The 20,518-nt window shown below is 43.5% G+C and carries 19 protein-coding genes and 1 tRNA gene; 7 read left to right on the top strand and 13 right to left on the bottom strand.

Translation table 11 applies throughout. The features are described from left to right. The first annotated feature begins 318 nt into the window (after positions 1–318). Positions 319–975: an ankyrin repeat domain-containing protein gene (locus AC6H1S_RS06250; RefSeq protein ID WP_199140745.1), complete on the top strand. Its 657-nt coding sequence runs from the start codon at positions 319–321 to the stop codon at positions 973–975. A gap of 206 nt (positions 976–1,181) precedes the next feature. On the opposite strand, the gene AC6H1S_RS06245 is transcribed toward AC6H1S_RS06250, so the two are convergent. From AC6H1S_RS06245 to pyrF, 4 genes are all read right to left on the bottom strand, one after another. Further along, entirely contained in the window at positions 1,182–1,403 is a 222-nt protein-coding gene (locus tag AC6H1S_RS06245) for a PspC domain-containing protein (RefSeq protein ID WP_199140746.1), read from the bottom strand. A 2-nt stretch (positions 1,404–1,405) separates the two neighbouring features. Further along, entirely contained in the window at positions 1,406–2,686 is a 1,281-nt protein-coding gene (locus AC6H1S_RS06240) for a DUF2851 family protein (protein ID WP_497565545.1), read from the bottom strand. A 131-nt stretch (positions 2,687–2,817) separates the two neighbouring features. Next, positions 2,818–3,720 (bottom strand): DMT family transporter, encoded by a 903-nt coding sequence (locus tag AC6H1S_RS06235; RefSeq protein ID WP_497565544.1) that lies wholly within the window; start codon positions 3,718–3,720, stop codon positions 2,818–2,820. Then, the gene (gene pyrF, locus AC6H1S_RS06230; protein ID WP_497565543.1) at positions 3,717–4,547 is read right to left on the bottom strand and encodes an orotidine-5'-phosphate decarboxylase; all 831 of its coding nucleotides are present in this window, start codon (positions 4,545–4,547) and stop codon (positions 3,717–3,719) included. Before pyrF ends, AC6H1S_RS06235 begins: the two co-directional genes overlap by 4 nt. Before the next feature lie 272 nt (positions 4,548–4,819). Between pyrF and rho the strand changes: the two genes are divergently transcribed. Together rho and pssA are read left to right on the top strand one after the other, a co-directional pair. Next, positions 4,820–6,559 (top strand): transcription termination factor Rho, encoded by a 1,740-nt coding sequence (gene rho / locus AC6H1S_RS06225; RefSeq protein WP_199140750.1) that lies wholly within the window; start codon positions 4,820–4,822, stop codon positions 6,557–6,559. Positions 6,560–6,627: 68 nt separating this feature from the next. Continuing rightward, the gene (gene pssA / locus AC6H1S_RS06220; RefSeq protein WP_199140751.1) at positions 6,628–7,317 is read left to right on the top strand and encodes a CDP-diacylglycerol--serine O-phosphatidyltransferase; all 690 of its coding nucleotides are present in this window, start codon (positions 6,628–6,630) and stop codon (positions 7,315–7,317) included. A 6-nt stretch (positions 7,318–7,323) separates the two neighbouring features. Here the strand turns inward: pssA and AC6H1S_RS06215 are convergent, their stop codons facing one another. Together AC6H1S_RS06215 and folK are read right to left on the bottom strand one after the other, a co-directional pair. Next, positions 7,324–7,704, bottom strand: a complete 381-nt coding sequence (locus AC6H1S_RS06215) for an Hpt domain-containing protein (protein WP_199140752.1) — start codon at positions 7,702–7,704, stop codon at positions 7,324–7,326. 10 nt (positions 7,705–7,714) lie between these two features. Then, complete coding sequence (gene folK / locus AC6H1S_RS06210; RefSeq protein ID WP_497565542.1) at positions 7,715–8,212, bottom strand: 2-amino-4-hydroxy-6-hydroxymethyldihydropteridine diphosphokinase; 498 nt, start codon at positions 8,210–8,212, stop codon at positions 7,715–7,717. Positions 8,213–8,308: 96 nt separating this feature from the next. On the opposite strand from folK, the gene sppA reads away from it, so the two are divergent. Continuing rightward, the gene (gene sppA / locus AC6H1S_RS06205) at positions 8,309–10,078 is read left to right on the top strand and encodes a signal peptide peptidase SppA (RefSeq protein ID WP_497565541.1); all 1,770 of its coding nucleotides are present in this window, start codon (positions 8,309–8,311) and stop codon (positions 10,076–10,078) included. Between the two features lie 35 nt (positions 10,079–10,113). Here the strand turns inward: sppA and AC6H1S_RS06200 are convergent, their stop codons facing one another. Then, on the bottom strand, positions 10,114–10,725 hold the full coding sequence (locus AC6H1S_RS06200; protein ID WP_497565540.1) for a hypothetical protein: 612 nt from the start codon (positions 10,723–10,725) through the stop codon (positions 10,114–10,116). Between the two features lie 172 nt (positions 10,726–10,897). On the opposite strand from AC6H1S_RS06200, the gene AC6H1S_RS06195 reads away from it, so the two are divergent. The 3 genes from AC6H1S_RS06195 to AC6H1S_RS06185 are packed head-to-tail and all read left to right on the top strand — an operon-like array spanning position 10,898 to position 13,916. After that, a complete protein-coding gene (locus AC6H1S_RS06195; RefSeq protein WP_497565539.1) occupies positions 10,898–12,574 on the top strand; it encodes a DNA polymerase/3'-5' exonuclease PolX in 1,677 nt (558 codons plus the stop codon). A gap of 60 nt (positions 12,575–12,634) precedes the next feature. Further along, complete coding sequence (locus AC6H1S_RS06190; protein ID WP_497565538.1) at positions 12,635–13,360, top strand: hypothetical protein; 726 nt, start codon at positions 12,635–12,637, stop codon at positions 13,358–13,360. Between the two features lie 55 nt (positions 13,361–13,415). Then, complete coding sequence (locus AC6H1S_RS06185) at positions 13,416–13,916, top strand: SixA phosphatase family protein (protein WP_497565537.1); 501 nt, start codon at positions 13,416–13,418, stop codon at positions 13,914–13,916. Between the two features lie 265 nt (positions 13,917–14,181). On the opposite strand, the gene AC6H1S_RS06180 is transcribed toward AC6H1S_RS06185, so the two are convergent. The 6 genes from AC6H1S_RS06180 to AC6H1S_RS06155 all read right to left on the bottom strand — a co-directional run bounded on the left by AC6H1S_RS06180 (position 14,182) and on the right by AC6H1S_RS06155 (position 20,489). Further along, on the bottom strand, positions 14,182–15,045 hold the full coding sequence (locus AC6H1S_RS06180) for an AMP nucleosidase (protein ID WP_199140759.1): 864 nt from the start codon (positions 15,043–15,045) through the stop codon (positions 14,182–14,184). Positions 15,046–15,393: 348 nt separating this feature from the next. After that, positions 15,394–16,632, bottom strand: a complete 1,239-nt coding sequence (gene clpX, locus AC6H1S_RS06175; RefSeq protein WP_330107165.1) for an ATP-dependent Clp protease ATP-binding subunit ClpX — start codon at positions 16,630–16,632, stop codon at positions 15,394–15,396. A 74-nt stretch (positions 16,633–16,706) separates the two neighbouring features. Continuing rightward, entirely contained in the window at positions 16,707–17,393 is a 687-nt protein-coding gene (gene clpP / locus AC6H1S_RS06170; RefSeq protein WP_199140761.1) for an ATP-dependent Clp endopeptidase proteolytic subunit ClpP, read from the bottom strand. A 474-nt stretch (positions 17,394–17,867) separates the two neighbouring features. Further along, the gene (gene tig, locus AC6H1S_RS06165) at positions 17,868–19,211 is read right to left on the bottom strand and encodes a trigger factor (RefSeq protein WP_199140762.1); all 1,344 of its coding nucleotides are present in this window, start codon (positions 19,209–19,211) and stop codon (positions 17,868–17,870) included. Between the two features lie 140 nt (positions 19,212–19,351). Then, positions 19,352–19,436, bottom strand: a tRNA-Leu gene (locus AC6H1S_RS06160). A 249-nt stretch (positions 19,437–19,685) separates the two neighbouring features. Further along, a complete protein-coding gene (locus AC6H1S_RS06155; protein ID WP_497565536.1) occupies positions 19,686–20,489 on the bottom strand; it encodes an ABC transporter substrate-binding protein in 804 nt (267 codons plus the stop codon). Positions 20,490–20,518 lie beyond the last annotated feature (29 nt).

The following is a 20,518-nucleotide window of genomic DNA, read 5'->3' as shown; positions in this document are numbered from 1 at the left end:
CGCCTAAAATGATGTTTATCGCACATGATGATTTCCTAAAAAATGCCTTTATGAAGCCACAGGCAAGCTTTGGCTATCAAATGAGTAAAAAAAATGAACACGAGATTAAACTTTTTTTAAAAACCATTGTCTTATTTACAAACTGAATAATTTCGTTTAAATAGTTTTGTTTTAGGTTAATCCTGCTTAGCAACCCTGAGCAGGATTTTTTTGTTTCTTTTCTTCCCGATTACTGTACCCATGAGCATTTAACGAGTTTTATGCTTATCTCATTAATTTTTTGTTAATTTAAGGGCTTAGTTTCAAAACTATTTCAAAATGGATATCACGCATCTCGAAACCTTGATCGAAAACGACGAATTGCCTGCACTCATCGCTTTGCTTTCTGAGCGCCCTCAATTGGCCGTGCAGCACACTTCGCATCAAATTTCGCCCATCTTATTGGCCTGCTATTACAAAAAACCTCAAATTGCCCAAGCCATTGCCGAATTTGTTCCCGAACTAACCTTGTTCGATGCCTGCGCCATTGGAAAATTCGAAGAGGTAACCTTGCTGGTTTTTAAAAACCCTGCTAGTGTTAACGAATATTCGATAGACGGCTTTACGCCACTGGGCCTGGCCTGCTATTTTGGGCATGAAGAAATTGCCAGCTTTTTGGTACTCAAAGGAGCCGAAGTGAATGTGCCTAGCAAAAATGGCTTTAACGTTTTCCCAATCCATTCGGCTGTTGCCGCCAATAATTTTACCATTACCAAAATGTTGCTCGATGCCGGCGCCTACCCCAATGTGTGCCAAAAATCGGGCGCTGCGCCCTTGCATACCGCAGCCCAACTGGGCAATATCGAATTGATTATCCTTTTGCTAGAACATGGTGCCGAAGTAACCCTACGCATGGAGGGAGGCAAACTACCCGCCGATTTGGCCGCCGAAAAGGGCTTTCATGAAATTGCAGAGATTTTGAGAGACGATGATTAGTTTTCAGTTGGCAGTTACCAGTTCGCAGTTATCAGTTTGCGGAGAAAAATATGCGATTTCAATTGGCAGTTGACAAGTTTTCACAAGTAGTAAGCACAATTCAATACAAAATATATAAGTACTTAATGCTCTTAAACGTCTTAGGTGGCGAAAAATATTCAATTTTCAGTTCGTTAGCTAAAATCCAGCAGTCCTTACCCATTGAATTAAGACTCCCAAACCCTAAGCCTTACTTTTTTCATATAGGTTCGGATATCCAGCACAATGGCCGCCAAAATATAGAACAAAATGGGAAAGCCAACGGCCAGAAACGACGAATAGATAAAAAACAGGCGCACCTTAGCCGTACTCATATTCAGCTTGTTGGCCAAATACGTAGAAACGCCAAAACTCTGTTTTTCGAAAAAGGTAACTATACGCTGAAACATGATTATTTCTTTAAAATCTTAATACCGATACCACAATTTAAGCATTTTTTTTCGTTGCAATAAGTTTTTTTTAATTGCAGCAAGGCTTGCGAATTAAAGGCCGTATGTACTTCCAGTCCGGCTTTACGGTATAAGTCTATAACGGCATTTTGTTCGGCAGGCGTATGCTCGAGCAAAGAAAAAGCACGCGTTGTGAGATACGATTGGTCCATAGCCTTGCCGTAGGCAAACAAACAGAGCGAAATGGTATTGATAGAGAAATTGGCCACCGACGATCGGCCAAGCTGGAGGCTCACTTTATCCGCCTTTTTGTTAAAGTGGTAATGTGTTTTCCAAAATGGATTAACGGGCAAATCTTCAAACAATTTTTGGATCGACCGGTAATCTTTGATGGTCAATACTTTCGAAAAAAGATGATTGCTGCGTATAATCAGCGCAGCAAATTGAGCCAGCCTTAGCGTAGGGAAATTTTGAGGCCTCATGCGCATAAATTTCCAAAGCGAATTATCAATAGGCATTAATTTATGTTTCTTTTTCAGAAAAAGATACTCTGTTTTCAGTTGGGCAGGATAAGCTTCGTCAAATGCCTGGTTCAAGAAACCCGCCTGGCCAAAAATCAGGGCTTCTATTTGCAAAGGCTGGTCTTTATACCTGGCCAGCAATTTTTGGGGCAACGATTGCGCCAAGAGCTCCATTGGAACCGCATTGAGGTTAAAGCCAAAGTTTTTCGCCAGCAAGCGGTAAAATGTCTCATCCCAATTGCCTTGAAGTTCGGCTACCGTGGCATATACCGCTGTTGATTTGTGCTCAAGCCTTTCTACCAAAACCCTCGACAAAAAACCGTTGATCAGAAATTCGTCGACCTGCGCAAGTTGCTTCTCGCAGGGAAAGCGATTAGCCGAACCAATCAATTGCTGATAATTCTCTAACAGTTTGGCTTGAAAAAGGCCTTTCAGACGCAACACCGGAAGCAAGGTGCCGTCTCGCCTGTAAATCGGCTCATCATCTTCGTACACCACATGCAGGATTACATTTTCATAAGCGTCGTCTAACTGATGCTGGTGGATGAGCCAGTCTGACGACTTTACGTGGATTTCTACATGGCCAACCCAAGTGGTATTCCCAATCAGCAACTTGGCCCGGCTAAAATCGGGACCGGCATTTTTATTGGGCATACCTGTTTCGATAACCAGCAAATCCTCTCCGCTGGACAATTGCAATCGCTGGCTTCCGTACAACCTAAATTGCCAAATAAAATGCAGAAATTCCTCAGGCAGTTTCATGCCGAAATTTAACAACTAAATCACAGTAAAACAGCATTTTAGCAAAATTTAACCTTTACTAAAAAACATAAAAATAGATGAGAAAATTATTTTCGAAAGGCAATAAATAAATTACTCGACAAGAAATTTGGCTAGGCAATTATCGGTTTCTTCTTATAGTTTGTAATCACTACACCACTAATAATCAGCACTGTAGCCACCAAGAGGTCTATGGTAATTACCTCGTCTAAAACCAGCCAGCCCAAAAAAAGGGCAATTACCGTATTAAAGTACGAAAGAATGGAAACCTCGGTAGCACTTACCTTCTTTAGGGCATAATTATAAGCCAAGTAGCCCAAAACCGAACCAAAAACACCTAAGTAGCACACGGCCAAAATACTATTCACTGTCCACAGCCCGGGTTTGATTTCGGAGGAGAAAACAAAGGCAAAAACCCCTTGCACCAAGGCCGAAAAAACAAATTGATAGAAGAGATCCAAAAAAATATTGGAGCTTTTATGGGTATATTTTTTGGTATAAATTGTACCCGATGCCCAGCCTAAAATAGCCATGCCCAGCAACAAAATCCCGGTTTTGTAATCAGGGTCGAGCAAATCGTCAAATCCATCCCTAAAAATAAACGCAACGCCCAGAAAGCCAATGGTTACGCCAAAAAAACCTTTTAAACTAGGTTTCTGCAGCCCGATTACTACACTCCCTAAGAAAACAACGATGGGCGAAAGCGCATTGAGCAAGGAAGCCAATCCGCTGGGCACACTCTGTTCGGCTACGGTGGTCATGCCATTGGCAATAACGATCATGAGCACAGACAAGAGCAATTGCCTTCTGAGCGCAGGCCAGCCTATCCATTTCAGTTCCTTTTTGCGCAGCAGCAGCACCAATAAAATAAGCGAAGCAATGGTTTGGCGTATAGCCGTTACAAACCAAGGCGGAATGGTTTGTACGGCAACGCGAATGCCCAAATAGGTAGTTCCCCAAATAATGGCTACGGCCAATAGGGCAACAATCAATCTGAAATCGGTTTTCGAACTCATAGCAACTGCGCTGCTTCAAGCAGCTGTTCCATTTCCTGTTGCAGCGCCAGGGCTTCGGTCCTTGCGGCTTCGGCAAAATCTTCGCCACTGCTGGCGTAAATAATGCTTCTAGCGGCATTAATCAATAAACCACATTGCTTATTGAGGCCATATTTGCAAACGGCAGCCAAATCTCCGCCCTGTGCGCCTACCCCTGGCACAAGCAAGAAATGATCGGGTGCCAAGCGGCGGATATTTTCAAACTCTTTGGCCTGGGTAGCTCCTACCACATACATCATCTGATCACTATGGGCCCAAGTGGCAGAAGTTTTGATAACCTGTTCGTAAAGCAGGTGTTCGTTACTTTGTTGGGTCTGAAAATCCTGGCTACCCGGATTAGAGGTAAGCGCCAGCAGAATGACCCATTTATTGGAGTAGTTCAGGAACGGCGAAACAGAATCCTTGCCCATATAAGGTGCTACGGTAATCGAGTCGAAACTCATGGCCGAGCTTTCTTCGTTAAAAAAGGCTTCGGCATACATGGCCGAGGTATTACCGATATCGCCCCGCTTGGCATCGGCAATGGTAAACTGGTTTTTAGGAATATGCTGCCAGGTTTTGACTAAGGTTTCCCATCCTTTTACGCCCCTGCTCTCATAAAATGCCGTATTTGGCTTATAAGCTACGCACAAATCGTGGGTAGCATCAATCAGTTGCTTATTAAACTCCAAAATAGGATCTTCGTATTTTAACAGGTGCTTTGGCAGTTTTTCCAATACCGGATCTAAACCAATGCACAAAAAAGATTTCTTTAGCTGTATCTGTTCAAAAAGTTGTTGTTTGTTCATTTTTAATGGGAAATGGTGCGCAAATATGCCAATTTTCCGGGGCATTTTGAGGCTCAATAGTTTACAATTAGGAAACTATTTATTAACAATTTCAAATTTTTGTTGCAGATTAATTTTCAAATACATACAATTGTGCCATAATTCCAGAAAGTAAATCTGAATATCTCAGAAAAACCTCAATCAAGTTATTCTCCAATAAATGTTTCAAAGGCATTTTTCCGTTGTATTCTTTTGACAAACCCTATTTAAAATTTCTCGACAAACACACATAAATGTTTAATAGAACAGAATTAACTGAAAAGCTAACTGCTGAATTACGTGAGTTAGCGAAAAACGAAGGCATTCAGAATGCAGAAGAGTTGCGCAAGAACGACCTCATCGAACAAATCCTACAGCAACAGGCCAATCAAACAACTGCTAGCGAGCCCACCACTGCAACACCGGTAAAAGAAACCAAACCCAAAGTGGTAAAAGAAAAAGAAAACAAAGGGGCACCAGCCGAAAAACCGGCACGCAAGAGGACCCGCATCGCGGCCAAAGGCGAAGAAGCAGCTTCAGCACAGCCTGAACGCGAAGCTATTACTTTGTTTGACGAGCCGCTTCCACCAAGACAAGAAGAACAAGTTGTCGAGGCATCCGCAGAACCTATTATTGTAGAAGACCCTGAACGCCTAGAAACCATAGCCGAAAAGCTTCAAAAACAAGCCAAACAAGGCAAAAGAGAACGCATCCCTCGCGAAGAGGTAAACAAGGCCAGCAAAGAAGCCAAGCCACAACAGCCTGCCGGCGAAGAAAAAGCACCAAAAGAGGACAACCGCCCTCCAAAAAACCAAAACAATCCGAATCAAAACAATAATAAGCAACAGCAGAACGAAACCAGCTATTCGAACCTCGATTTCGACAACACCATTACCAACGAAGGTGTTTTAGAAATCATGCCCGATGGCTATGGCTTCTTAAGATCGGCCGATTACAACTACCTCTCATCTCCAGATGATATTTATGTATCGCAATCGCAGATCAAATTGTTCGGCCTGAAAACCGGCGATACCGTAAACGGAAGCATCCGCCCACCCAAAGAAGGCGAGAAATATTTTCCCTTGGTTAAAGTAATCTCCATCAATGGCCGCGTGCCTGCCGATGTGCGCGACCGCGTGCCGTTCGATTACCTAACGCCGCTTTTCCCAACGGAAAAACTCAACCTGTTTACCGATAGCAGCAATTATTCTACCCGCATCATGGATCTTTTTACCCCAATTGGCAAAGGGCAGCGTGGTTTAATTGTAGCGCAACCGAAAACCGGTAAAACCAATTTGCTAAAAGAGGTGGCCAACGCCATTGCCAAAAACCATCCAGAAGTTTATTTGATCATTTTATTGATCGACGAGCGTCCGGAAGAGGTAACCGACATGGCGCGCAGCGTAAGAGCCGAGGTAATTGCCTCTACTTTCGACGAGCCGGCAGAACGCCATGTAAAAATTGCCAATATCGTATTGGAAAAAGCTAAGCGTTTGGTAGAATGCGGCCACGATGTAGTTATCCTCCTGGATTCCATTACCCGTTTGGCCAGGGCCTACAATACCACGGCGCCGGCTTCGGGCAAAATCCTGTCAGGTGGTGTTGATGCCAATGCCCTGCATAAACCAAAACGTTTCTTTGGCGCGGCACGTAACATCGAAAAAGGTGGTTCATTAACTATTTTGGCTACCGCATTAACCGATACCGGTTCTAAAATGGACGAGGTAATTTTCGAAGAATTTAAAGGTACCGGCAACATGGAGCTTCAATTAGACCGTAAACTGTCTAACAAACGGATCTTCCCTGCCATCGATATTACGGCTTCGAGCACGCGTAGAGACGATTTGTTGCTCGACCGCGAAAGCCTGCAAAGAATTTGGATCTTGCGCAACCACTTGGCCGACATGAACAGCCAGGAAGCCATGGAACTGGTACAGGCCCAAATCAAGGGAACAAAATCTAACGAAGAATTTTTAATGGCCATGAATGGCTAACAAGCGTTGAAAGTTGAAAGTGAAAAGTTTTAACTTTAAACTTTCAACTTTTTACTTTTACACTCCAAATGAAAAAGCATATCCCTAACGCCATTACCTGTGCCAATCTTTTTTCGGGTTGCATCGGCATTGTGTTTGCTTTTAGCGGCGATTTGTTTACCGCGGCCTATTTTGTATTGCTATCGGGCATTTTCGATTTCTTTGATGGCATGGTGGCGCGGTTGCTCAACGTGAAATCGGCCATTGGAAAAGAGCTTGATTCTTTGGCAGACATGGTCAGCTTTGGCTTTTTGCCTGGAGTGGTGATGTTTCAGTTGCTCAAAACCAGCGATTTCAGCTCGGCCTACCTGCCCTACCTGGGTTTCATCATTACGGTATTCTCAGCCCTGCGTTTAGCCAAGTTTAACATAGACGAGAGACAAACCGAAGAATTTATTGGCCTCAACACACCAATGAATACCTTGTTTATTGTTTCTTTACCCTTTATTGCCCAAGATTATCCCGCAGTAATCGGATCGAGCATTTTATTGCTGGCCATAACAGCCATCAACAGCTTTTTGCTGGTTAGCGAAATCAAGATTTTTTCGTTGAAGTTTCAGCAAATGAGCTGGGCAAAGAACAAGTTTAAGTTTATTTTCCTGATCCTTTCGGCCGTGCTTATTGCCTTTTTAAGATTTACAGCCGTGCCTTTTGTGCTGGTGCTGTATATTGCGCTTTCTATCTTCCATTTCAGGAGCAGCGCGGCAAAAGAGGGTTAATCGGGTTTAAAGTTCTTTTTCGAGTACCGCTTTGGCTTCATCCAATTGCCTGTAAAGTATATTGTTGATAAAATCCCTGGCTTGTTCAAAAGCCAATTGCACCCCAGGAATATCGATCAGTTCGCGCGCATTGCGTTCAATATCCTGCATATGGTCGCGTACGTCTTCCCTACCTACGTAATAAAAAGTAGGCTTCATTTTATGCGCACATTCCGATGCCTTTTTCCAATCGGCAGCCCATACTGCTTTTTCAAGCTCCGCCAAATAAACCGGTGTCTGCTTTTTAAAGGCATCGAGCATTTCGATGATGAATTCAGCACTGTTTCCAGACATTTCCCGCAAATACGAGAGGTCTAAAGGCTCGTTATTTTTGTTAGCATTGATCATTTTCCCAAAGCTAAGAAATTATCTTTACCGACAAAGAATCTTCCAGTTGAGCCAAAATTTCGGTCAGTGTTTGCTGCAATACAGGATGTACAAAATCAGGCGCAATCGCTGCAAGGGGCTGTACCACAAACTTTCTGTGCTGCATTTGCGGATGTGGGATATGAAGTTCGTCGTTGATGTCAACGATTTCGTTTCCGTAAAAAATAATGTCGATATCAATCAGCCTGGCTCCCCATTTTTCATGCCTTACCCGACCCAGTTTTTTTTCGATTTCCAGCACCTTATGCAATAGCGCCAATGGGCTAAGGCCGGTATTTACGGCTAAAGCCATATTCAAAAAACCAGGCTGGTCGGTTTTGCCCCAGGCTTCGGTTTCGTAAATGGCCGACTGTCCTACCACCATGCCCACTTCTTCGGCAATCAGCTTACAGGCTTTTGCTAGATATAATTGTCTATCACCCAAATTGCTGCCCAGTAACAAATAGGCTTTTTTTACATCTAAACTCATACTTTCCAGTTACATGCTATTTTAAATCGCGCGTGCAAATTTACTATAAGATGCGAATTGGTTTTATATCTTTACAAATTAATATTTATTCTTTTTATGAAAGACTTTTTTAAGTACGTTTTTGCTACGGTTGTCGGCATTGTCATCTCTACCGTCGTGCTGGCTATCATTTTCACGGTGGTTATTTTCAGTGCACTCAGCTCTATAGGCGATGAGAAACCCGTAGAGGTTAAGAACAACTCTGTGCTTTATATCGACCTAGACCAAGCCATTACAGAACGTACGCCAACCAATTCTTTGGCGGGCCTGCCCATTATTGGAGGCAGCGATGTAAAAGGCATTGGGTTTTACGACTTGATCAAAGCCCTTAAAGCGGCCAAAACCGACGATAAAATCGATTGTATTTACCTGAATGTAAGTGCGCCGAATGCAGGCATGGCTACGATGCTCGAAGTTAGGAATGCCCTGCTCGATTTTAAGGAAAGCAAAAAACCGATTATCGCCTACAGCGAAGTTTACAGCCAAGGCGCTTATTACCTCGCTTCGGTGGCCAACAAAGTATACCTCAACCCGCAAGGCGCCCTAGAATTTAAAGGTTTCAGCTCTGAACTGACCTTCTTTAAAGGCGCGTTAGACAAATTGGGCGTTGAGGCACAGATTATCCGTGTGGGCAATTATAAAAGCGCAGTTGAACCATTCATTAACACCAAAATGAGCGATTACAACCGCCAACAGGTTACCACCTATGTAAACGGACTTTACCAAACCTTTTTGCAAGGTATTTCGCAAACCAGAAAAATAAGCACCGATAGCTTGGCGCTTTTGGCCAACGATTATAAGATACAGCAGCCTAAAGATGCCCTGGCTTATAGAATGGTAGATGGCTTGCGCTATAAAGACGAGGTATTGGATGAGCTTAAAACCATTACCGGCAAAAACAAAAAAGAAAACATTACTTCCATCCCCTTAAATAAATATGCGCAAAAACTGCCTGCATCAACATCGGGCAGCTCAAGCCAGGTTGCCGTCATTTATGCCAATGGCGATATTGTAGGTGGCGAAGGTTCTGATGAGCAAATTGGCTCTGAACGTATCTCGAGGGCCATCAGAAAAGCGCGTTTGGACGACGATATTAAAGCGATTGTTTTACGTGTGAACTCCGGCGGTGGCAGTGCGCTGGCTTCCGACGTGATTTGGCGCGAGATTGTGCTGAGCAAAAAAGTAAAGCCGGTTATTGCTTCTTTTGGCGATGTGGCCGCTTCGGGCGGTTATTACATCGGCTGTGCAGCCGACAGTATTTTTGTGCAGCCCAATACCATTACGGGTTCTATTGGGGTATTTGGCATTATTCCCAACTTCCAAAACCTGCTCAACAATAAGTTGGGTATCACTTTCGATGGAGTTAAAACCGGTCAATACGCCGATATCATGAGCACTAACCGTCCGCTAACGCCTGGCGAACGTTTCATTATCCAAAATGACGTGAACCATGTTTACGACAGCTTTATTAGCCGCGTTGCCGATGGCCGCAAAAAAACGAAGGCGCAGGTAGACAGCATTGGCGGCGGGCATGTTTGGACAGGCTCGGATGCCGTAAAAATTGGATTGGCCGATCGCTTAGGCAGTTTTAACGATGCCATTAAGGCCGCGGCCAAAAAAGCCAAGCTTAGCGATTACCAAATTGTTGAGTATCCGGAGAAAATAGACCCTTGGAAATCGTTTATTACCGAAGCCAAAGACAATGCACATGTATATTTTGCCAAGAAGGAATTTGGCGAAAACTACCTGCTTTACAAGCAGATGCAGAAAGCTATTGTAAACTCGGGCATCCAGGCCAGAATGGACTACGAAATCAAAATCAAATAGGTTAAGGCCTATTGATATAGCTTAAGCAATCAAATCTATTTGATCAGTTTCCAATCGGGATCATACGTCAAGTAGGTTTCATTGCTTTTTTTATGGACCGGATGCACGATAACCGCAACACAGCTGTTGTTAACCAATTCAAAGGCAATCCCCTTTTGTACGTCGTCATAAATCGTCAAGGTATCTTTTGTTTTCGTATGCCGGTAGCTATCCAACTTTTGTAAGGCAGGGTAAACATTGCGCAACATCGAAAAATCGGACCGCACGCCTAAACCAGCTGCAGTTTTATACAAGGGCGATCTGGTGCGCAATTGCTGTACGCTTTTGGTTCGCATGGTGCTGTCGCTATAGGTGGTGTAAACTGCATAGTTTACAATTGACGAATCGCCTTTGTCGTACCAAATACCCCAGGCTTTGCCCATGGCCGCATCGCCGGCATTGGGTTTGCCCAACAGCTTGGCCACTTCGGTAGCGTCCTGGTTCAGGTGCAGTTCACCGATTTGTTGGCCAGCTATAATCAAAGTACTGCTATCGGTAGCGGTTGCTTCGCTTTGGCTTACCTCGGTAGCTTGCAGCTTAACTTGTTTGTTGCGACAGGCGACTATGGCCAAGGTTGCCAAAATCAATATCCAGTTCAATTTTTTCATCTGCTTAATCGTTTATTTCAACCACATGAAAGCCATCATTCCTCAACAACTCCCTGTTTAGGTTATCAAATTAATAATGGTTTCATCATCCTTTAACAAATAAGCAGCTCATTTGTGCTTAATCGTATAAAAAGCTTTTCACATTTGCCATTTTACTTTTACTTTTACGCCGATGGAGAACAAACCCATAGCCAGAACACTTCGACTGCTGTCTCAACTGATGGAGCTGCACGAAGAAAATCCCTTTAAAATCAAATCGGTAGCCAATGCGGCTTTCAAGATAGACAAGTTACCCTTTGCCATCGCCCAAAAGCCATTGAACGAGCTGGACAAAATAGACGGCATCGGAAAAAGCATTGCAGGAAAGGTAGTTGAGCTACTTCAAACAGGCACGCTACAGGAGCTCGAAACGCTTTTGGCACAAACGCCTCCGGGCATTGTAGAAATGCTGGGCATCAAAGGCATCGGCCCAAAAAAAATCGGTATTATCTGGCATGAGCTCCACATCGAAAACGTTGGCGAGCTTTACTATGCCTGCAACGAGAACAGGTTGGTTGAAGCCAAAGGTTTTGGCCTGAAAACCCAGGAGGAGATCAAAAAAATCATCGAATTTAAAATGGCCGCCAACGGCAAGTTTTTATATGCCCAAGTAGAAGCTGCCGTGTACCAGCTTTTGGCCGACATGGCCGTATGGCTGAACAAAGCCGACCACCATGCCCTACTGAGTGTTGCTGGCGACTTTAGGCGGAATTGCGAAATTATAGAAGAAGTGGTTCTCGTACTGGGCTCTGACGTCATTTCTGAAGAGCAGCTGGCTTCTTTCGAAGGCCTTCCCTTTGCAGCGGTTAGCGATAATGTATTTTCGGCAACTACCGAAGCTGGCCTGCATATCCGTTTGGAAATCGTACCCCACGAAGACTTTTACCTGCAGTATTTTAAGCTTACCGGTAACGAAAGCCATGTAAAAAAAGTACTCGAATTGGCCGGAAATGGCCCATTTGCCAGCGAAGAGGCTATTTATGCCCAAGCAGAGCTAGATTTTATCGCACCCGAACTGAGGGAAGATCTGGGCGAAATAGCATTGGCCCAAAAACACCAGTTGCCTCAACTCATCGAATACAAAGACCTTAAAGGCACCTTGCACAACCACTCTGATTGGAGCGACGGCGTGCATACGCTGGAAGAAATGGCCATTTATTGCAAAGAGAATTTGGGATTGTCTTATTTAGGCATCTGCGACCACTCCAAATCGGCATTCTATGCCAAGGGGCTGAGCGAAGAACGTGTCTGGGCACAGCACCGCCAAATAGACGAGCTGAACCAAAAACTTGCGCCTTTTAAAATCTTTAAGGGCATAGAAAGCGATATCCTGAACGATGGTTCGCTAGATTATAGCGACGACATCCTTAAGACCTTCGATTTCATAGTAGCCTCCGTGCACAGCAACTTGCGCATGGATCGCGACAAGGCAACAGCCCGCCTCATCAAAGCCATCGAAAATCCCTATACCACCATTCTGGGGCATCCTACCGGCAGACTCTTGCTGAGCAGAAAGGGCTACGAAATCGATTATCAGCAAGTAATCGATGCCTGTGCGGCTAACCAGGTAGCCATAGAAATCAATGCCAACCCCTTGCGTTTAGACCTCGATTGGCGCTGGCACCGCTATGCACTCGAGAAAGGGGTGCTCTTGTGCATCAATCCCGATGCACACCGCAAGGAAGGCTTCCACGACATGCATTTTGGCACTTTAATTGCCAGAAAAGGAGGCCTGACCGCCTCTAACTGTCTAAATGCGTTCAGCCTAGAACAAATAACTGCATACTTTGAACAAAATGAACCAAAATAACGTTACTAATAATTTATAACTTTATTTTGAGCGCTATAACTATACAAGGAAATCCTTATAATGTCTGAAAAATACATCTTTTGCATGAAATGGGGCAAGCTATATGGCCCCGAATACGTGAATAGACTTCATGCTATGGTAACCAGAAACCTTAGCTATCCTTTTAAGATGGTTTGTTTTACCGACGACGAAACAGGCATTACACCAGAAGTACAGTGTTTTCCAATACCAGCCATGGAATTGCCTGGCGGACTTCCAGAGCGGATGTGGAAAAAGCTCTCTACTTTAAAAGAGGATTTATACGGTTTAAAAGGCACTGCGCTTTTCCTGGACCTTGATATTGTAATTGTAGCACCAATTGATTGTTTTTTCGATTATAAAGGCGAATTCCTCATTATTAAGGATTACAAAAAACAATGGCGCATTACGGGAAACTCATCCGTTTACCGCTTTGAAATTGGCCAGCATGGCTATGTATTTGACGATTTCCTCCAAAATTTCGACGAAATCAGGAAACGCCATCGCAATGAACAGGAATACCTTACCCAAGCCATTTACGACAAAGGGAAACTGGCCTATTGGCCAAAAGAATGGTGCCCAAGCTATAAATACGATTGTGTTTCGAAGTTTCCTTTGGCATTTTGGGTAAAGCCATTCATTCCTAAAGGGGCAAAGATTATCATCTTCCATGGGGAAATCAATCCACATAAAGCGATAAAAGGTGGACGGGGAAAATGGTACCGCTATGTGCAACCGGCGCCTTGGGTAGCCGATTATTGGCGATAAACATTTTAGGAATAATTTCTGTAGTATTTGTTCGTTTAATCATTTAAAATTAAAGATGGGAAAACAGCTACTTTTAATAAGGCATGCTAAATCTGACTGGGGAAATGCGGGTTTGAGGGATTTTGACAGGCCTTTAAACGGCAGAGGTAAAAGCAGCGCCCCAGAAATGGCCGAAAGATTGGTCAAGCAACAGGTCGTACCCGAGCTTATAGTGAGCAGCCCTGCATTAAGGGCAATAACTACAGCCCAATATTTCGCCACAGCCTGGCATATCCCCATGGAAAATATTGAGCTGGAACCTGCCATTTACGAGGCTAGCGTAAAATCGCTATTAAAAGTAATTAACCAACTAGACGATCAATACGATCAAATTGCCCTATTTGGGCACAATCCCGGCTTAACCGATTTGGCCAACTACCTGTGCAACGGACATATCGTAAACATGCCTACAGCTTCTGTTATACGTATTCAATTTCCTTTTGACAGTTGGAAAATGATCAGTAGCAATACCGGCAATGTGCTATTGTTTGATTACCCCAAGAGCTTGGAAGACTAAAATTGGAAAGCTTTTGATTTCACAGCCTGAGGTATTTAAGGATATCTAAGTTCAACTAATGCGATTAATTTTCGCGAAATCTCGCGCGTTTGTGTTAACTGAAAACCGCCAACTGATAACTGCTCATTTTTTGACCACCTGAGAGCGCCTTTTACAACGGCTTTGCGGACTTGTATCGTTAAGTAACTGAAAGCCCCAAATGGAGCATGCAGCGAAGAATCCGTTGTTTAACAGACCCCTCCTGCCTCCAGCCAAAAGAATGACCTTAGAATTTAAGGTGCTTAACGGTTAAACCGCCATTGATGAGTTGCTTCAGCGAATCGATACCGATTTTTAAGTGGGTTTCTACATAATTGGCAGTTACCGAGCTGTCGCTTTCGCTTGTTTTTACGCCCTCTGGGATCATGGGCTGATCTGAAACCAGCAACAAGGCCCCCGTTGGGATTTTGTTGGCAAAACCCGTAGTGAAAATGGTAGCAGTTTCCATATCAACGGCCATTGCCCTTAGGCTTTTCAGGTATTTTTTGAATTCTTTGTCGTGCTCCCAAACCCTGCGGTTGGTGGTATAACAAGTTCCTGTCCAATAATCCCTAGAATGATCCCTGATGGTGGTCGAAATCGCTTTCTGCAAAGCAAAAGCTGGCAATGCCGGCACCTCGGCTGGCAGGTAATCGTTAGAGGTACCTTCGCCTCTGATGGCTGCGATAGGCAAAATCAGGTCGCCCAGTTGGTTTTTCTTTTTCAAACCGCCGCATTTGCCCAAAAACAGTACCGCCTTTGGCATAATAGCCGTCAACAAATCCATCATGGTTGCCGCCAGCGGACTGCCCATTCCAAAATTGATAATAGTAATGCCATTTGCCGTTACGCTTTGCATCGGCTTGTCTAACCCCATAATCGGAGCATTGTCGTTCCATTCAGAGAACATGGCTAGGTACTTGCTGAAATTGGTCAACAGGATATATTGGCCAAACTCTTCCAAGGGCCGTCCCGTATAACGTGGCAACCAGTTCTTTACAATATCTTCTTTTGATTTTAAACCGGCTTTTACAGGAGTTTCTACCTCTTTTACTTTTTGTGCTTTCTTTACGATCGCTTCATCTTTTTTGACGTCTTTTTCTTCGTTCATCTTTTTATACTCCTTTCTTTAAATTTAAAAATATTATGTTAAAAAAAATCCCGAACAGGTCGGGATTTTTTGATGCGGTTATTATTTTTTTGTTAAGCTATTTTCTTTCATAAGGTATTTTTTTGATCGGCAGCCTGTGGCAACCAGAGGCGAAAACTTATCTTCAATGAGACACTTTGCAAAATGTCTTCGCTATTTAATCTGCAAATATACGAATTTTAGCCGAATATTCAATAATTAAAACAACAAGCGCACCTAAATATGGCTTGGTTACGGTTTACAGCAGGAGGAAAAGCCAAACATTTCTTCCCTTAAAACAAAAAATCCCGAACAGGTCGGGATTAATTTTTATGCTGCTTTTAGCTTTTTGAAGTCTGCCTTTTCGAATTTTTCGATGGCATAATCCAGGGTAATGTGCAGTTCTTTTACATGTTCATCTGATGGCGTGTCGTACATGGCATCGAGCATGATCGCTTCGCAAATGGAACGCAATCCCCTTGCCCCCAGTTTGTACTCCATAGCCTTCCCTACAATAAAATCGAGCACTTCTTCATCGAAGATCAATTTTACGTTTTCATAGTCGAACAACTTGGTGTATTGCTTAATCAACGAGTTTTTGGGCTCGGTTAAGATGTTGCGCAAGGCTTCAATATCCAATGGGTTCAGGTGGGTTAGCACCGGCACACGGCCAATCAATTCTGGAATAAGGCCAAAAGCCTTCAAATCTTGCGGCGTAATATACTTGTACAGGTTTTTCAGGTCCAAATCCTGATCGTCTTTCTTCACCTTGTAACCTACGGCCTGGGTACGCAAGCGGTTGGCAATTTTACGTTCAATGCCATCAAAAGCGCCTCCGCAGATAAACAGGATATTATTGGTGTTTACCGGGATCATTTTTTGGTCTGGATGCTTCCTGCCTCCCTGTGGTGGTACATTTACAATGGTACCTTCCAAGATCTTGAGCAAGGCCTGTTGCACGCCTTCTCCCGATACATCGCGGGTAATGGAAGGGTTATCGCTTTTACGGGCAACCTTATCCACCTCGTCGATGTAAACAATGCCCCTTTCGGCGGCAGCCACATCATAATCCGCAGCCTGTAGCAGACGGGTTAAAATGCTTTCCACATCTTCGCCTACATAACCTGCTTCGGTTAACACGGTTGCATCAACAATGCAGAAAGGCACATGCAGAATTTTGGCAATGGTTTTAGCCAACAGGGTTTTTCCTGTTCCGGTTTCGCCAACCAGCATGATATTCGATTTTTCGATCTCTACTTCGTCTTTCTCCAGCTTTTGGCTCAATCTTTTGTAGTGGTTGTACACCGCTACCGAAAGTACTTTTTTAGCATCATCCTGCCCAATTACATACTGGTCGATGTGTGCTTTTATTTCTGCAGGCTTTAATAAGCTAAACGATTCGTCGAAAGCCTTGTTTTTTCTGCTACCCAGCTCTTGGGCCAATAAAACATTGGCCTGCGTTACACATTTGTCGCATATATAGGCGTCCATTCCCTCTATCAGCATTAAGGTTTCCTGCTTCGGAGAGTTACAGAAAGAGCAACGGGAGTCTTTATTTTGCTTAGCCATTTTCCTTTAGTTACAGGTTATCGGTTGCAAGTTATGGCAATTGGCCCACAACTTGCAACCCACAACTCTTTTCTTTATTTTGTTGTGCCCAATACTTCATCAATCATACCAAAACCTTTGGCTTCGTCGGCTTTCATCCAGTAATCGCGGTCTGAAGCTTTCTCTACCCACTCGTAGCTTTGGCCAGAGTGTGCTGAAATGATGTCGTAAAGTTCTTTTTTCAATTTTAACATTTCTCTCAGGTTGATCTCCATATCTGAAGCAACGCCTTGTGCGCCTCCCGATGGCTGGTGGATCATTACCCTCGAATGATTTAACGCTGCACGCTTGCCTTTAGCGCCCGCCACCAATAATACTGCTCCCATTGAAGCGGCCATGCCGGTACAAATGGTTGCTACATCAGGCGTAATGTACTGCATGGTGTCGTAAATGCCTAATCCGGCATATACCGAGCCTCCTGGCGAGTTGATGTAGATCTGGATATCGCGATTGGCATCTGTAGATTGCAAAAACAACAGCTGCGCCTGGATGATGTTGGCGTTCTGGTCGTAGATGGCATCACCCAAAAAGATGATACGATCCATCATCAAACGCGAGAACACGTCCATTTGGGCTACGTTCAACTGACGCTCTTCGATAATATAAGGCGTCATCGATTTTGGCGAATTATTGGTAGAGGCAATGAATCTGTCAACGTTTAAACCGTTAATTCTATGGTGCTTAACTGCGTATTTTCTGAATTCTTCTTTATCTATTTTCATGTTGTTGCGTTTAGTGTTTGGCCTTAGGCGATTGGGGGCAACCCGCCTTCCAAACTTGATTTATAATTTTAATAAATATTTCTTGAGGTTGGTTAATTTCCGTGCCAATTTATCCAATTCTTCCAGATAATAGGTTAACCGAATGTCGGAAATTAATTTTCTTCTTGCTAATGCCACTAAAATATTTATGTTCGCAGACGCAGCACGATACACAACGTTCAGAAAATGAGTAAATTACAGACCAGAAGCAGAACCAGAACCTCCTGCAATATCATTAGATATGCTAAGAGCAGCCCATTGGACTGCTCTGCAAATCTATATTTCTTAATTGCTGACAATTGGTCAGCCATCTCAAGCAATTGACCGGTAAATTCTATCGATTACTGCCAAACCTAGTGCGATTGAAATTTAATTGTCCATCATCAAATACGACAACAATACCATAAAACGCTATTCGCCTAGCCTTACGCTTGCCTACTTCAACTCGATAAACTTATTATAGGCGATTTCTTTTTCGTTTAATGTAGCTACCGATTTGATGTAGTCGAATACTTTCAATGCCTTTACCTCATCGAAAATACGGTTGGCATTTTCTTTTTCCTGCAAGAAGTTGGCCGTATATTGAGCCAATTGGTCTTCTGGCAATGCCTGAGGGCTGTACATTTTGAATTGTGCATCTAAACGGGCCTTGGCCAATTCAAAAACATCCTTGTATTCGATTTTGATATCGTTGTCTTTAATGATTTTGTTTTCGATCAAAGTCCATTTCAGGTTTTTGGCAAAATCTGCATAACCTTGCTCCAATTCTTCGTCAGAAAGCTTTTCGTTGGTGGCTTTTAACCACTTGCGCAAAAACTCGTCTGGCAATTGCATTTTGCTTTGTTCGGTTAACTGGGTATAGATATCGTTTTGCAATTTACGATCTGCATCCTGTTTGAACATGGCCTCCACTTCTTCGGTAATTTTGGCTGTAAATCCGGCTTCGTCACTCACTACACCTGCACCAAATATTTTATCAAAGAACTCTTGGTTTAAATCGGCTTCTTCAAGACGGTTTACGTTTTTAACCGTTACCTTGAATTTCGACTTCAATTCTTTGGCATCTTCTTCGCTGATATTCAACAATTTGGCAATTACAGCTTCGTTGTTGTCGAAAGTTTTTTGGATGTCAATATCTACGACATCGTCTTTCTTTAAACCAACCAAAGATTTCAGGATCTTTTTATCGGTAACCAAGTCTAAGCGGACAGAACCTGTACTGGTAATGCCACCTTCGAAAACCGAACCGTCAGGCGATAGTTGTGTCAATTCTGCATAAAGCACATCACCTTCTGCCGAAACTTCAGGATTTGACATTTTGCCATAGCTTTTGCGGATGTTTTTGATCCGTGCGGCCAAGGTTTCTTCGTCGGCTTTTACGTTGTAGTGTGTAAATTTATCTTTAGAAGTAACTTCAACATCAACTGCTGGAGCCAAACCTAATTCGTATTTGAATTCGAAAGAATCTGTGTTGTCCCATTTGTACTCGGCATCGTCCATAACCGGCAATGGCTGACCCAAAACTTCAACTTGGTTATCGGTAAGGTGCTTAGAGATGTTCTCGTTCAGCATGTTGTTGATTTCTTCAACCAAAATGCTTTTGCCATACATTCTCTTGATGTGGCCAACTGGAACCATTCCTTTGCGGAAGCCTGGAAGGTTAGCTTTTTTAGCTTGCTCTTTGAGGGCTTTTTCTACTCTTGGATTGTAATCTTCAGGCGCAATGGTAATTTTTACTACTGCATTTAAATCGTCAACTTTTTCCTGTGCGATGTTCATTCTATTCTAGATCTGAGTAATGAGATGCGGGATTTAAGGCTTAACACCTGGCCGGCCCACATCGGTTTATGTTTATTTCTTTACCAATTACCTTTTAAAAATAAAACCGTTTCAGAATTACTCGAAACGGTCTTATCTTTTGGTGCGGAAGAAGGGACTCGAACCCCCACGCCGTGAAGCGCCAGATCCTAAGTCTGGTGCGGCTACCAATTACGCCACTTCCGCAGTTATTTAGGATTTATTTTGGATTGCAAAGATAGCGTTTCCCTTTAATTCTCCAAAAAAATATTAGAATTTATTTTAAAAAAATATCCGAAAATACACACCGTAATGCTTTCTTGCGCACCACAACCATACTAACTCAAAGTGAATTAACCGGTTAGCTTAAAGGCCATGGAAAAGAAAAAGACAAATTCTTTAACCGCTGATTGCTCAATCCGGGCCAAAGCACTGGGCAACGTCAGTTAATGATGGCTAAAAACCTGCCAACTGTTGCTGGAAATTGAACAGGTATTGCACAGCCTTAACCAGCCTGCTGCCATACCAGGAGAACATTTCGCCGTCTACGAGCAAAACCTTAGCCTGAGGCAAGGCTTCCTGCAGTTCTTCTATATGTTTTTCCTTAAATGGGTAGGGTTCTGACGAGAGCAAAATCAGCTGGCAGTTTAAAGTTTGCAGCTCCTCAAGGGTTAAGGCTGGATAGCGGCTTTGGGAAATGGCGTTGCTGAGGCCGATCTTCCTTAAGATATCGTCGATAAAGGTATTGTTGCCCGCCAACATGTAAGGGTCTTTCCAAATGAGGTAGGCTACGTTTTGATTAATGCCTTTGGCAAGGGCCAGCGCCTGGAGGTCGTTGAAACCGGCATTGATGAGGTGGTTGAGGTAGGCCGCTTCAGGTTCGCGGTTAACGAGCTCCCCTATTTGCCTGATGGTGGTCATGGCATCGTCGAGGTTGTAGATATCGCTCATCCAAACCGGAAATTCTTGCATGAGCAACTCGATTTCGGCCTGGGTATTTTCTTCTTTGTTGCCAATGATGAGGTCGGGCTGCAGGCGCCTGATTTCGTCGATACGCAGTTTTTTAGTACCTCCTACTTTTGCCCTGGCGGCAAATTTTGCTATCGGATGGATGCAGAACTTGGTTACTCCGATTACTTCTTCATCGAGGCCCAAATCGAACAAGAGCTCGGTTTGGGAAGGCACAATAGAAATAATCCGTTTAGGCGGGTAGTTAATGGTCAGTTCGTTGCCCAGCTGATCGACAAAAGTTCTTTGCATGACACAAAGTTAGCTTATTGGTTTGATTA

The sequence above is a fragment of the Pedobacter sp. TM02 genome, from assembly GCF_059705275.1.
This window is presented reverse-complemented; position numbering and strand designations above follow the sequence as displayed.

What these genes read in the sequence shown, in the direction of transcription:
- folK (WP_497565542.1), bottom strand. Translation starts at nt 8,212, where the DNA reads ATGAGTTTAGATGTAAAAAAAGCCTATTTGTTACTGGGCAGCAATTTG.
- AC6H1S_RS06180 (WP_199140759.1), bottom strand. Translation starts at nt 15,045, where the DNA reads ATGAACGAAGAAAAAGACGTCAAAAAAGATGAAGCGATCGTAAAGAAA.
- clpP (WP_199140761.1), bottom strand. Translation starts at nt 17,393, where the DNA reads ATGAAAATAGATAAAGAAGAATTCAGAAAATACGCAGTTAAGCACCAT.
- rho (WP_199140750.1), top strand. Translation starts at nt 4,820, where the DNA reads ATGTTTAATAGAACAGAATTAACTGAAAAGCTAACTGCTGAATTACGT.
- AC6H1S_RS06250 (WP_199140745.1), top strand. Translation starts at nt 319, where the DNA reads ATGGATATCACGCATCTCGAAACCTTGATCGAAAACGACGAATTGCCT.
- AC6H1S_RS06245 (WP_199140746.1), bottom strand. Translation starts at nt 1,403, where the DNA reads ATGTTTCAGCGTATAGTTACCTTTTTCGAAAAACAGAGTTTTGGCGTT.
- tig (WP_199140762.1), bottom strand. Translation starts at nt 19,211, where the DNA reads ATGAACATCGCACAGGAAAAAGTTGACGATTTAAATGCAGTAGTAAAA.
- clpX (WP_330107165.1), bottom strand. Translation starts at nt 16,632, where the DNA reads ATGGCTAAGCAAAATAAAGACTCCCGTTGCTCTTTCTGTAACTCTCCG.
- AC6H1S_RS06200 (WP_497565540.1), bottom strand. Translation starts at nt 10,725, where the DNA reads ATGAAAAAATTGAACTGGATATTGATTTTGGCAACCTTGGCCATAGTC.
- AC6H1S_RS06240 (WP_497565545.1), bottom strand. Translation starts at nt 2,686, where the DNA reads ATGAAACTGCCTGAGGAATTTCTGCATTTTATTTGGCAATTTAGGTTG.
- AC6H1S_RS06215 (WP_199140752.1), bottom strand. Translation starts at nt 7,704, where the DNA reads ATGATCAATGCTAACAAAAATAACGAGCCTTTAGACCTCTCGTATTTG.
- AC6H1S_RS06235 (WP_497565544.1), bottom strand. Translation starts at nt 3,720, where the DNA reads ATGAGTTCGAAAACCGATTTCAGATTGATTGTTGCCCTATTGGCCGTA.
- AC6H1S_RS06190 (WP_497565538.1), top strand. Translation starts at nt 12,635, where the DNA reads ATGTCTGAAAAATACATCTTTTGCATGAAATGGGGCAAGCTATATGGC.
- AC6H1S_RS06155 (WP_497565536.1), bottom strand. Translation starts at nt 20,489, where the DNA reads ATGCAAAGAACTTTTGTCGATCAGCTGGGCAACGAACTGACCATTAAC.
- pssA (WP_199140751.1), top strand. Translation starts at nt 6,628, where the DNA reads ATGAAAAAGCATATCCCTAACGCCATTACCTGTGCCAATCTTTTTTCG.
- sppA (WP_497565541.1), top strand. Translation starts at nt 8,309, where the DNA reads ATGAAAGACTTTTTTAAGTACGTTTTTGCTACGGTTGTCGGCATTGTC.
- AC6H1S_RS06195 (WP_497565539.1), top strand. Translation starts at nt 10,898, where the DNA reads ATGGAGAACAAACCCATAGCCAGAACACTTCGACTGCTGTCTCAACTG.
- pyrF (WP_497565543.1), bottom strand. Translation starts at nt 4,547, where the DNA reads ATGAACAAACAACAACTTTTTGAACAGATACAGCTAAAGAAATCTTTT.
- AC6H1S_RS06185 (WP_497565537.1), top strand. Translation starts at nt 13,416, where the DNA reads ATGGGAAAACAGCTACTTTTAATAAGGCATGCTAAATCTGACTGGGGA.